This is a genomic window from Stenotrophomonas sp. AR029, from assembly GCF_047520695.2.
In the GTDB taxonomy this organism is placed as follows: Bacteria; Pseudomonadota; Gammaproteobacteria; order Xanthomonadales; family Xanthomonadaceae; genus Stenotrophomonas; species Stenotrophomonas sepilia.
This window is the reverse complement of the sequence record NZ_JAXBQQ020000001.1, coordinates 209,852-222,328: the sequence shown is the minus strand read 5'-3', so window position 1 is coordinate 222,328 and position 12,477 is coordinate 209,852. Positions and strand designations below refer to the sequence as shown.

General features: G+C 65.2%; 5 protein-coding genes. 1 reads left to right on the top strand and 4 read right to left on the bottom strand.

All coding sequences use genetic code 11. The features are described 5' to 3' along the window. Positions 1–19: 19 nt before the first annotated feature. Genes ACM0PB_RS01060 through ACM0PB_RS01050 form a run of 3 tightly spaced genes read right to left on the bottom strand, consistent with a single transcriptional unit; the run spans position 20 to position 5,133 of the window. Positions 20–3,193 carry a multidrug efflux RND transporter permease subunit gene (locus tag ACM0PB_RS01060; RefSeq protein ID WP_053499470.1) on the bottom strand — a complete coding sequence of 1,058 codons (3,174 nt, stop codon included), beginning with the start codon at positions 3,191–3,193 and terminating at the stop codon, positions 20–22. A 15-nt stretch (positions 3,194–3,208) separates the two neighbouring features. Then, positions 3,209–4,477 carry an efflux RND transporter periplasmic adaptor subunit gene (locus ACM0PB_RS01055; RefSeq protein ID WP_069139730.1) on the bottom strand — a complete coding sequence of 423 codons (1,269 nt, stop codon included), beginning with the start codon at positions 4,475–4,477 and terminating at the stop codon, positions 3,209–3,211. Beyond that, positions 4,477–5,133: a TetR/AcrR family transcriptional regulator gene (locus ACM0PB_RS01050; protein ID WP_414604716.1), complete on the bottom strand. Its 657-nt coding sequence runs from the start codon at positions 5,131–5,133 to the stop codon at positions 4,477–4,479. The genes ACM0PB_RS01055 and ACM0PB_RS01050 overlap by 1 nt, the downstream gene beginning before the upstream one ends. Before the next feature lie 250 nt (positions 5,134–5,383). Here ACM0PB_RS01050 and ACM0PB_RS01045 point away from each other — a divergent pair, with 250 nt between their 5' ends. Continuing rightward, complete coding sequence (locus ACM0PB_RS01045) at positions 5,384–10,360, top strand: NAD-glutamate dehydrogenase (protein ID WP_235649368.1); 4,977 nt, start codon at positions 5,384–5,386, stop codon at positions 10,358–10,360. 116 nt (positions 10,361–10,476) lie between these two features. On the opposite strand, the gene ACM0PB_RS01040 is transcribed toward ACM0PB_RS01045, so the two are convergent. Continuing rightward, a complete protein-coding gene (locus ACM0PB_RS01040; protein ID WP_414603776.1) occupies positions 10,477–12,321 on the bottom strand; it encodes a hypothetical protein in 1,845 nt (614 codons plus the stop codon). Positions 12,322–12,477 lie beyond the last annotated feature (156 nt).

The following is a 12,477-nucleotide window of genomic DNA, read 5'->3' as shown; positions in this document are numbered from 1 at the left end:
TTCTCAGCGCAGCACCGGATCAACGATCCGGACGATGTGCGGCATCCGCATCGCGCTGGCGTTCCATGAACTCCTTGGACGGTTCGTCCAGCTTGTCGCCCAGCATGCGGCGCACGACCACGAAGAACACCGGGATCATCAGCAGGCCGAGCAGGGTGGCGAACAGCATGCCGCCGATCACGCCGGTACCGATGGCGTGGCGGGAGTTGGCGCCGGCACCGGTGGAGATCGCCATCGGGATCACGCCCATGATGAACGCGAACGAGGTCATCAGGATCGGGCGGAAACGCAGGCGCGCCGCTTCGATGGTGGCATCACGCAGGTTCTTGCCTGCTGCGCGCTGCTCCACCGCGAACTCCACGATCAGGATCGCGTTCTTCGCCGCCAGGCCGATCACGGTGATCAGGCCGATCTTGAAGAACAGATCGTTGGGCAGGCCGCGCAGCATCGACAGGCCGAGGGCACCCAGCACGCCCAGCGGCACCACCAGCAGCACCGCCACCGGGATCGACCAGCTTTCATACAGGGCGGCCAGGCACAGGAACACCACCACGATGGACAGCACCAGCAGCAGGGTCGCAGCGTTTCCGGCCAGGATTTCCTGGTAGGACATGCCCGACCAGTCGTAGCCGAAGCCGGCCGGCAGGTCGTCGTTGACGATGCCTTCCATGGTCTGCATCGCCTCACCCGAGCTGGTGCCCGGTGCCTGCGAACCGACGATGTTGATCGCCGAGTAGCCGTTGTAGCGGCTCAGCGACGGCGGCGCCGACACCCATTCGGACTTGACCACCGTGTTCAACGGGATCATCGCGTTGGTGCCATCGGCGTTCTGGGTCAGGCTGGACGGGCTGTAGAAGCTCTTCAGCGATTCCTGGCCAGTGCGGTACGGGCCATCGGCCTGCATGGTCACGCGCTTGATGCGGCCTTCGTAGAAGAAGTCGTTGACGTACACCGGGGCCAGCATCAGCTGGATGGTGCTGTACACGTCCGACACCGACATGCCCATCGACTGCGCCTGCACGCGGTCCACGTGCAGCTGCAGCTGCGGCGCGTTTTCCAGGCCGTTGGGGCGCACGCCAACCAGGTGGTCCGGCTTCTGCGCGGCCTGGCCGAGCAGGATGTTGCGGGCCTGGGTCAACTGTTCGTAGCCGGCACCGCTACGGTCCTGCAGCCACATGTCAAAGCCACCGAACTGGCCGAGGCCCTGCACGGTGGGCAGGTTGACCACGAAGATCTGCGCTTCCTTGATGCCGTAGAACGCGCCGTTCATGTTCTGGATGAACTCGGGCGCGGTGAACTTGCGTTCCTCCCACGGCTTCAGGCGGATGAAGCCCATGCCCACGTTCTCGCCGGAACCGACGAAGCTGAAGCCGGCCACCTGCAGCATGCCTTCATAGCCATCCTGCTTTTCCAGGATGCCACGCATCTGCGCGAACACTTCGTTGGTCTGGCCCTTGGTCGAGCCCGGCGGCAGCTGCACGATCGCCAGCGCATAGCCCTGGTCTTCTTCCGGCAGGAAGCTGCCCGGCATGCGGGTGAACAGGAAGCCGCACAGCGCGGTCAGCACCACGAACAGGATCATCCAGCGCGGCGCATGGCGCACCGCAGAGGTGATGTGGCCCACATAGGTGTGGCTGATCTTGTCGTAGTACTTGTTGAAGGTGCGGTAGACGATGTTCGGGTTGTCGTTGTGCGTCGGCTTGAGGAAGGTCGCGCACAGCGCCGGGGTGAAGCCCAGGGCCAGGAACGCCGAGAATGCCATCGAGATGGCGATGGTCAGCGCGAACTGCTTGTAGATCTCACCGGCGGCACCGCCCTGCAGGGCGGAGGGGATGAACACCGCGGCCAGCACGACGGTGATCGCCACCACCGCACCGGTGATCTGGGTCATCGCCTTCTGCGTGGCCGGCTTGGGCGCCAGGCCCTCCTCGGTCATGATGCGTTCGACGTTCTCGATCACCACGATCGCGTCGTCGACCACGATGCCGATCGCCAGCACCATCGCGAACAGCGTCAGCTGGTTGATCGTGAAGCCGATCATCCACATGCCCAGGAAGGTACCGAGCAGCGCCACCGGGATGACCAGGGTCGGGATCAGGGTGGCGCGGAAGTTCTGCAGGAAGATCAGCATCACCAGGAACACCAGGAACACTGCTTCAAACAGTGTCTTGACCACTTCCTGGATCGAGATCTTGACGAAGGTGGTGCTGTCGTACGGCGAGAACCAGGTGACGCCGGCCGGGAAGCTGGGCTGCAGCTCGTCCATCTTGGCGCGCACCGCTTCGGCCACGTTCAGGGCGTTGGCGCCCGGCAGCAGCTGGATGGCGAAGGCGCCGGTCGGCTTGCCGTTGTACTGGGTGTCGAAGCCGTAGTTGTTGGCACCGAAGGCGACGCGGGCGATGTCCTTCAGCAGCACGCGCGAGCCATCAGCGTTGGCACGCAGGATGATGTTCTCGAATTCCTGCGGCGAGCTGAAGCGGCCTTCGGCCGAGACCGTGGCGGTGAAGTGCTGGCCTTCCGGCGACGGATCCGAACCCAGCGCGCCGGCGGCGAACTGCACGTTCTGCGCACGCACCGCGGCCAGTACCTGGCTGGCCGACAGGCCGTAGCCCTGCATCTTTTCCGGGTTCAGCCAGATGTTCATGGCGTACTCGGAACCGAACTGCTGGGTGCTGCCGACGCCGGGGATGCGCGAGACCTGGTCGAGCACGCGCGAGCCCACGATGTCGTTCAGCGCGTCACGGTTGATGGTCGGGGTATCGGACTGCAGCGCCACCACCATCAGGAAGCCGGCGTTGGCCTTGGCCACCACCACGCCCTGCTGGGTGACTTCCGAAGGCAGGCGTGGCGTGGCCAGCGAGACCTTGTTCTGCACCTGCACCTGGGCGATGTCCGGATCGGTACCGGTCTCGAAGGTCAGGGTGATCTGTGCACGGCCGTTGGAGGCGGACGAGGAGCTGAAGTACAGCAGGTGATCGATGCCGGTCAGCTGCTGCTCGATCACCTGGGTGACCGACTTTTCCGTGGTATCGGCGCTGGCGCCCGGATAGGTCGCCGAGACGGTGACCTGCGGCGGGGCGATGTTGGGATAGGACTCCACGCCCAGGTTGAGGATCGCGATCACGCCGCTGAGCGAGATCAGGATCGCAACCACCCAGGCGAAGACTGGATGTTCGATGAAAAATTTAGGCATGACGGAAGGTTCCCGTTACTGCTTGTTCGAATCGGTGGCGGCCGGCTTGGCCGCATCGGCCTGCTCGGGCTTGGCCGCGTCGGCCGGTGCCTTGCCTGCAGCCGGTGCAGCGCCCGCCGGGGCGGCGCCGCCTGCGGCCGGCTTGCCGTTGGCGTCCTGGCCAGGGGTCCACGGCTTGGCCACCGCCGGTGCACCTTCCTTGACCTTCTGCACGCCGGCCACGATCACCTTGTCACCGGCGGCCAGGCCGTCGCTGACCAGCCAGTTGCCGTTCTGCGCGCCATCGGTCTTCACGTTCTTGCGCACGACCTTGCCGTCGGCGCCGACCACCATCACGTAGCCGCCGGTGGTATCGCGCAGCAGGGCCTGCTGCGGCACCAGGAAGGCGTTGTTGCGCTCGCCCAGGTTGGCCTGGAAGCTGACGAAGGCGCCCGGCAGCAGGATCTGCTGCGGGTTCGGCAGCAGCGCGCGCAACGACACGGCGCCGGTGGCCGGGTCGACCGTGGTCGAGGAGAAGTCCAGCGTGCCCGGCTCACCATAGGTGGTGCCGTCGGCGAGCTTGACGTTGACCGTGGCCTTGCCGTCGCCGGACAGCGCCAGCGCGCCCTTGGCCTGCTGCGCGCGCAGCTGGGTCAGCTCGTCCACGCTCAACGAGAAGTTGACGTACAGCGGGTCGAGCTGGTCGACGGTGGTCAGCAGGGTCACATCGCCCTGGCCCACCAGCGCGCCCTCGGTGACCTGCTGCTTGTTGGCCACGCCACTGATCGGCGCGGTCACTTCGGCATAGCCCAGGTTGATCCGCGAGGAGGTCACTGCCGCTTCGGCCTGTTTGACCGCGGCCAGCGCGGTGCGCTCGGCCGATTCGGCGTTGTCCAGGTCGGACTTGGAGACGAACTGCTGCGGGGCCAGCGAGCGTGCGCGGTCGGCGGCGACCTTGGCGTTGGCGTAGGTCGCGCGGGCCGAGGCCAGCTGGGCCTCGGAGGCGTTGAGCGAGGCACGCAGCGGCGCCGGGTCGATCAGGAACAGGGTCTGGCCCTGCTTGACCTGCGAGCCTTCCTGGTAGACGCGCTTGAGCAGCACGCCGGGCACGCGTGCGCGGACGTCGGCGCTGCGGAACGGCGACAGGCGGCCGACCAGTTCGCGCTGCAGCGGCAGGGTCTGCGGCTTGGCGTCGATCACGCCCACCTCCGGCGGCGGGGGCGTCTGCTGTTCCGGCTTCTTGCAGGCAGCCAGCGCGACAGCAACGGCGCACGTCAAGGCAAGGGTGCGGAGTGGGGCGGTCATCAGGAGGAACTCCGGGGTTGGTTTGTAGACGGGGCCGGCGACGGCTGAGGCGCGAAGGCGCGCAGGAAGCTGTCGACGGAGAACTCTGCCCAGCGCCGACGCGAGAGCGCGTCATCACGGTGGGGGGTATGGAAGCGCTGTTTGTCGAAATCCTGACCGGCGATCATGCTCAGCAGCAGTTCGGCCATGAAGTGCGGGTCGTCATGCCGGAGCTGGCCCTGCATGCAAACGGTTTCAATCCATTCAGCAAGATGAAGCGACAACGCGCCGGCACCATGCCGGTACAGCGTACGCGCCTCTTCGGGAAACTGGGCCGCCTCGGCCGCGATCAGCCGGCAGGCCTGCCCTACGTGCGGTTGGTTGAAATGCTCCAGGAAGTCGGTGGCGAACTGGAGCAGGCTGGCACGCAGGTCGTCACTGCGGAGTGCACGAACCATGGCCCCGGTGGCGTGGCCGACGTGGCGCTGCATTACCCGGCGCAGCAGTTGCTGCTTGCTGCCATAGCGCGAGTAGAGGGTCTGCTTGGAACAGCCGGCATGCTGGGCCACCGCGTCCATGCTCATCTGGATGCCCTGCTGGGCCAGCAGTTCGCGCACGGCATCGAACACGCGCTCATCGCGTGCGTCGAGGGCAACGGGGAGGTAGGCCGGGTTCACGCGGTGGACTATACCGTCCAGTTCAGGATTGTGGAATCGAATCGGCGTCGCCGCGTGTGTCTTCCGGTAACACGCTTTGCCGATCCTGTCGGCAGTGCTGAAGCAGGCGCCAGCTCCATACCGGAGCGAACTGAATAGGCGTCTAAACCGCAGCAAACCCGAATCTGCTTATTCCGTCCTGCAGCAAGGCCTTTTCGTGCGGTAGGGCTACAATTTCATTTTCCCAACTGAGCAAGCGCATCGCTCTGCCATGAAACCGCAAAAAACCGCAGCCAAGACCGTGAAAAACAAGACGAAACCAGCAGAGTCGGAGGTCGCAGTGACCGCTGGTTTCTCCCTGGAGCCGGTGTACACGGCCTTGCGCAAGCGCTACCCCGCGGCCGCACAGGCCGAAGCAGTGGCCTTCGCCACTGACTTCTACAAGCGCATGGAGTCGGACGAGTTCCCGCACCACAGCGCTGAAGAGTGGGCCGCTCTCGCGGCTGAGACGCTGGAATTCGCCCGGGCCCGCAAGGCTGGCAAGGCCAACGTCCGCGTGTTCAATCCGACCGCGAAGGCCAACGGTTGGGAATCGCCGCATACCGTGCTGCAGATCGTCAACGACGACATGCCGTTCCTGGTCGATACCGTCACCATGTCGCTGGCCGAGCAGGGCGTGGGCGTCCACGTGCTGGGCCACCCGGTACTGCGTTTCACCCGCGACAAGGCCGGCAAGCTGGTCAAGGTCGGCGAAGGTGATGCCGAGTCGGTGATGCTGCTGGAAATCGACCGCCAGCCGGCCGATGCGATGGCCGCCATCGAGCAGGCCATCAACAAGGCGCTGGATGAAGTGCGTGCGATCGTGCGCGACTGGCAGCCGATGAAGGACAAGGCGCTGGCACTGGCCGACGACCTGGGCAGCCGCCAGCTGCCCGTCGACGACGCGTCGCGCAAGGAAGCACAGGAGTTCCTGCGCTGGGCCGCTGACAACCACTTCACCTTCTTCGGCTACCGCGAGTACCGCGTCGAGAAGCAGGGCAAGGAAGAGGTGCTGGCGCCGCTGAACGACACCGGCCTGGGCCTGATGCGCGGCAAGGACAAGTCCGCCGCCCGTCCGGTCAAGACGCTGGCCGCGCAGGGCCTGAATACCACGTCAGGTTTGAAGGATGCGCTGATCCTGACCAAGACCAATGCCCGTTCGCGCGTGCACCGCGCCGGCTACATGGACTACATCGGCGTGCTGGAGTTCGACGCCAAGGGCAAGATCATCGGCGAGCAGCGTTTCCTCGGCCTGTTCACCTCCAGCGCCTACAACCGTCGCCCGTGGGAAATCCCGCTGGTGCGCCAGCGCCACGAGCATGTGATGAAGCAGTCCGGGCTGGCCCCGGCCAGCCACAGTGGCAAGGCCCTGCGCCATATCCTGGAAACCCTGCCGCGCGAAGAACTGTTCCAGTCCAGCGAGGACGAACTGTTCCGCACCGCGATGGGCGTGCTGGGCCTGCAGGAACGCGTGCGCAGCCGCCTGTTCCTGCGCCGTGACAAGTACAGCCGTTTCATCTCCGCGCTGGTCTACCTGCCGCGCGAGCGCTTCAACACCGATGTGCGCCTGCGCATCGAAGCGATGCTCAAGGACGCGCTGCACGGCGAGTTCGTCGACAGCTCGGTGGTGCTGGGCGAATCGCCGCTGGCGCAGGTTCACCTGATCGTGCGCCCGAAGCCGGGTGAAATGCTCGACGTCGATACCGCCGAACTGGAGCAGAAGCTGGCCCAGGTGCTGCGCAACTGGCAGGACGACCTGCGCGAAGCGCTGGTGAGCCGCCACGGCGAGACCGAAGGCCTGCGCATCGCCGCCCGCATCGGCAAGGCGCTGCCGGCCGGCTACATCGAAGACAACAGCACCGCCGTTGCCGCCAACGATGTCAGCCAGCTCGACGCGCTGACCGGCCCGGACGACCTGCGCCTGAGCCTGCAGGCCGTGCCGCGCGAAAGCGGCGATGGCCTGCGCCTGAAGCTGTATCGCCAGCTGGATGACATCCCGCTGTCGGACGCGCTGCCGATGATGGAAAACATGGGCCTGCGCGTGATCGCCGAGCGTCCGTACCGCCTGTCGGTCGACAACGCGCCGGTGTACGTGCAGGACTTCGAGGTCGAGTCGACCGCTGGCGTGATCGATGCCGCCAGTGTCGATGAAGCCTTCGGCGAGACCTTCGCCCGCGTCTGGCACGGCGACGCCGAGAACGACGGCTTCAACCGCCTGGTGCTGGCTGCTGGCCTGCACTGGCGCCAGGTCGCCATGCTGCGTGGCTACTGCAAGTACCTGCTGCAGACCGGCGTGCCGTTCTCGCAGGCCTACGTGGAAGGCACCTTCGCGCGTTACCCGCTGCTGGCCCGCCTGCTGGTCGAACTGTTCGAGGCCCGCTTCGATCCGGCCACCGGCCATGAGAGCAAGGACGACATCGCGGCCGGTCAGGCCCAGCTGAAGGCCCACTTCGATGTGCTGGCCGCTGGCGACGATGCCACCCTGAAGGTGCTCAAGAGCGTGGTCGATGCCCGCAAGGGGGACCGCGACGCGCAGATGCAGGCCACGCGCGATGCACTGCTGAAGCTGATGGATCGCGTGTCCAGCCTGGACGAGGACCGCATCCTGCGCTCGTTCATGGGCGTGATCGACGCGACCCTGCGTACCAGCTACTACCAGACCGATGCCAACGGCCAGCACGGCCATGTCATCAGCTTCAAGTTCGATTCGGCGCTGGTGCCGGACCTGCCGAAGCCGCGCCCGTACCGCGAGATCTTCGTGTACGGCCCGCGCGTGGAAGGTACCCACCTGCGCTTCGGCGCGGTTGCGCGTGGCGGCCTGCGCTGGTCGGATCGTCGCGAAGACTTCCGTACCGAAGTGCTGGGCCTGGTCAAGGCACAGATGGTCAAGAACACTGTCATCGTGCCGGTCGGCGCGAAGGGCGGCTTCTTCGCCAAGACCCCGCCGGTGAACGGCGACCGCGATGCGATCTTCGCCAACGGCGTGGCCTGCTACAAGCTGTTCATCCAGGGCCTGCTGGACATCACCGACAACATCGTCAACAACAAGATCGTGCCGCCGGTGGATGTCGTGCGCCACGACATGGACGATCCGTACCTGGTGGTGGCCGCGGACAAGGGCACGGCGACCTTCTCCGACATCGCCAACGGCCTGGCCATCGCGCACGGCTTCTGGATGGGCGATGCGTTCGCCTCCGGTGGTTCGGTCGGTTACGACCACAAGGGCATGGGCATCACCGCGCGCGGCGCGTGGGAATCGGTCAAGCGCCACTTCCGTGCGCTGGGTCGTGATAGCCAGAGCCAGGACTTCACTGCGGTCGGCGTCGGCGACATGTCCGGCGACGTGTTCGGCAACGGCATGCTGCTGTCGCGCCATATCCGCCTGGTCGCTGCGTTCGACCACCGCCACATCTTCCTGGATCCGAATCCGGATGCGGCCACGTCGTTCATCGAGCGTGAGCGCCTGTTCACCCTGCCGCGTTCGAGCTGGGCGGACTACGACACCAAGCTGATCAGCAAGGGCGGCGGCGTGTACCCGCGCAGCCTGAAGTCGATCGAGATCACCCCGCAGGTGCGCGAAGCGCTGGGCCTGGACGAGAACGTCAAGGCGCTGTCGCCGAACGATCTGATGAGCGCGATCCTGAAGGCACCGGTCGACCTGCTGTGGAATGGCGGCATCGGTACCTACGTCAAGGCCGCCAGCGAGCAGCACAGCGATGTCGGCGATCGCGCCAACAACGCGCTGCGCGTGAACGGTGGCGAGCTGCGCTGCAAGGTGGTGGGCGAGGGCGGCAACCTGGGCATGACCCAGCTGGGCCGCATCGAGGCTGCCCAGGCCGGCGTGCTGCTCAACACCGACTTCATCGACAACTCGGCCGGCGTCGATACCTCCGACCACGAAGTCAACATCAAGATCCTGCTCAACGATGTGGTGCGGGCCAAGAAGCTGACCGTCGAGCAGCGCAACAAGCTGCTGGCGTCGATGACCGATGAAGTCGCCGAGCTGGTGCTCAACGACAACTACCGCCAGAACCAGGCGCTGAGCCTGATGGAGCGGATGGCGGTCAAGCGCCTGGGTTCCAAGCAGCACTTCATCCGCACCCTGGAACAGCAGGGCCTGCTCGACCGCCAGATCGAGTTCCTGCCGTCCGACGCCGAGCTGTCGCAGCGCAAGGCACGCGGCCAGGGCCTGACCCGTCCGGAACTGTCGGTGCTGCTGTCCTACTCCAAGCTGGTGGCGTTCAACCAGCTGCTGGATTCGGACATCCCGGAAGACCCGTACCTGTCCAAGGAACTGCAGCGCTACTTCCCGACCCCGCTGCAGAAGAAGTACGCCGACGCGATGGAGCGTCACCGCCTGAAGCGCGAAATCATCGCCACGGCCGTGACCAACCAGACCATCAACCGCATGGGCGCCACCTTCCTGATGCGCATGCAGGAAGACACCGGTCGTTCCATCGCCGAGGTCGCCAAGGCCTACACCATCAGCCGTGAAACGCTGGATGCACGCGCACTGTGGGCGCAGATCGACGCGCTCGACGGCAAGGTGCCGGAGTCGGTGCAGATCGACGCACTGGAAGTGATCTGGAAGCTGCAGCGTTCGTTCGTGCGCTGGCTGCTGTCGCGCCCGGGCGCGATGCCGGGCATCACCGAGGCGGTCAACCGCTACCAGGGCCCGTTCAACGACATTCGCGTTGCTTCGGGCGTGCTGCCGGATTCGCAGCGTCCGACCTACGAAGCCCTGGTGGCCGAGTGGAAGGAAAAGGGCCTGCCGTCCGCGCTGGCACAGCAGCTGGCCGAACTGCACTTCCTGGAGCCGGCGTTCGACATCATCGAACTGGCCCGCACCCGCAAGCTGAAGCCGGTGGACGTGTCCAAGGTCCACTTCCGCCTGGGCGATGCCCTGCAGCTGCCGTGGTTGTTCGAGCAGGTCGACGCGTTGGAGGTCAACGGTCGTTGGCACGCGGTGGCGCGTGGCGTGCTGCGTGACGAGCTGGCAGCCAACCACCGCAACCTGGCCGGGCAGGTGCTGGGCACCAAGGGCAACAGTGCCGAGGCCAAGGTCGCTGCCTGGATGGGCCGCGACGACAACAGCCTGCGCTTCACCCTGGCGATGCTGGCCGAACTGGCCGAGCAGAAGACCCTGGACTACCCGACCGTCTCGGTCGCGGTGCAGCGCCTGGGCCAGCTGGCCGCGCATGGTGCATAAGTGACGTAGTGCCGGGCCGTGCCCGGCGTGCGTGGAGAAAAGGAACGGCCCCGCGAAAGCGGGGCCGTTCTGTATCCGGGGCCGCTGGCCGCCGATGGCTGCCAGCAATCAGTCCATCAACGCGCGTGGCCGTAGCGGGCGACTTCGGCGGCGACACCGTTCATGTGCTGCACTTCGTCGCGCTGGCCGGGGTTGATGGCGCGGTTGCCATCGTCCACGAAGCGCAACGGCGTCGGGTACAGCGGCAGCTTGTTGCCGGCGCCGATGACCGGAACGCCCTGCATGCCATTGACCTTCAAGCCCAGTGCCTTGCCCATTTCCTCACGAAGCATGTCGGTGGAGCAGAGCAGGTTCATTGCCACCGCAAACTGCTTGCGCGGCTTGGAGTGGTGGACGCCGTTGCAGCCATCGGCCACGCCACCGAAGAAGACCCCATCGGCACCGCTGTCGCTGATCACTTGCGATGCGTGGTTGGCGATCCACTCGGGAATGGCATAGGTCGGCAGGTAGTACGGCACGGTGATATTTCGCACCGCCGCTTCACGGAAGCGGAAGGTCGCGCCGGAGTTGTCCAGTGCATCGTTCGTCTTCTTCAGGCTTTCACGCATTAATTCCAGTGCCATGTCCTTCGAACCGATCTCGCCGAGGCGGTCGGAAACGGCAAGCACCACGTCGACAGTGGTCGTTTCACGAATCCACTTGTAGTCCCTGAGGCGATAGGACACCTGCTCGCCCGGCAGGATTTTGTCCGACACTCCGGGGCCGACAATCGTGGTCGTCCTTGGTGTCGGATGCGGCCGGACGCCGGTGACATTCTCCACCACCAAGCGTGTCAGGCGCTGGTGCGCATTCGGCAATGTGACCGTGCCCCCGCCCGTGGACACCCAGGTGAGCTGTGCGGCGGCGTTGTCGACCTCGCCACCACGCTCCTTGTCGACGTCGATGCGCTGTACCGGGAAGCGAAGTGCGTGCCAGTAACCGGAGCCAGGGCCGTTGTCGTTGACGAAGATGAACTCGAACGCTTCGCCAGGGCGGGTCCAGATGTGGGCCTCGCGATCAAAGATGTTGCCAGCGCTGATCTTCAGTCCATAGCCTGGGTCGATCACCTTCGAGTCAGCGATCTTGAACCTCCGGCGATCACGGTCCGAGGGGCTATCGGGGAAATTCAGATAGTAGCCCCGGAAGTTCTCGTTGGTGGCCGTGACCAGTGTGCGTGCCGTACTCGTCTTTCGCGATGCGTCATTCGGAAGTACGGGGCGATAGGTTGCATGATTCAGTTTCCACACGCGGAAGAAGGGATCAAAGACGTAGTGGTGCACGTCACCCGACTCGATCCGCAGGTTCGAGCGCGGGAACTGCGTATCGGCTGCGATGACCGAGCTCGGCCACGTTGCCGTGTGCCGAATGGTAACCGTGTCATAGGAGTGTGCGCCGTCGGGCAGGCCCACCTGGCCGACATGCTGCCCATCACGGAGATTGAGTACCGTTGCGAGCTTGCGTCCGTTTGAAGGAATGCGCCAGCGCGCTTCGTTCGGGCCATTGATCTCGCGCAGGTGCTTCGGGGACAGGCGCCAGGCCATGCTCATCCTGTTGCTGACGGCCAGGTTCTGGCCGGCGGGCAACATCACCTTTCTGACCTCTGAGGGCAGATGGGTGAATACACCGTCGACCTCCAGATGGCGGGGCGATGTCGCCAGGTTGGCCAGATAGATGGAACGCTCGGACAACGACAGCGAGGTGGGCAGCCGCACCCGGTCCTGCCAGTCATCATTGCGTAGCGTGAAGTACAGATTCGTATAGTTGCCCGGCAGCAGCTCCCGGTAGGCGTTTGATGCCGGGCTCAGGAAGCCGATATGGGCCTTTGCCGCTGCGGTTTGCTGAGAAGTGGCTGCGTCTTGGGCAAGACTGGCCCAGGACGGCAGTAGTGCCGCCAACGCAAGGCTGAGGTGCTTGAAGTTCATGTGTCCTCTCTCTCTGAAGGGTGGAGCGCAATCAGCCGCGGAACGGCGAGTACGCTGCTGCATGGTCGGTGCAGTACCGGACGGGAGCTATCGGACGTTGTCGGTAAACGATGCGAGCAGCCTTCGATGTGTTGGATTTTTTACAGAGTCACCTCG

What these genes read in the sequence shown, in the direction of transcription:
- ACM0PB_RS01060 (WP_053499470.1), bottom strand. Translation starts at nt 3,193, where the DNA reads ATGCCTAAATTTTTCATCGAACATCCAGTCTTCGCCTGGGTGGTTGCG.
- ACM0PB_RS01045 (WP_235649368.1), top strand. Translation starts at nt 5,384, where the DNA reads ATGAAACCGCAAAAAACCGCAGCCAAGACCGTGAAAAACAAGACGAAA.
- ACM0PB_RS01040 (WP_414603776.1), bottom strand. Translation starts at nt 12,321, where the DNA reads ATGAACTTCAAGCACCTCAGCCTTGCGTTGGCGGCACTACTGCCGTCC.
- ACM0PB_RS01055 (WP_069139730.1), bottom strand. Translation starts at nt 4,477, where the DNA reads ATGACCGCCCCACTCCGCACCCTTGCCTTGACGTGCGCCGTTGCTGTC.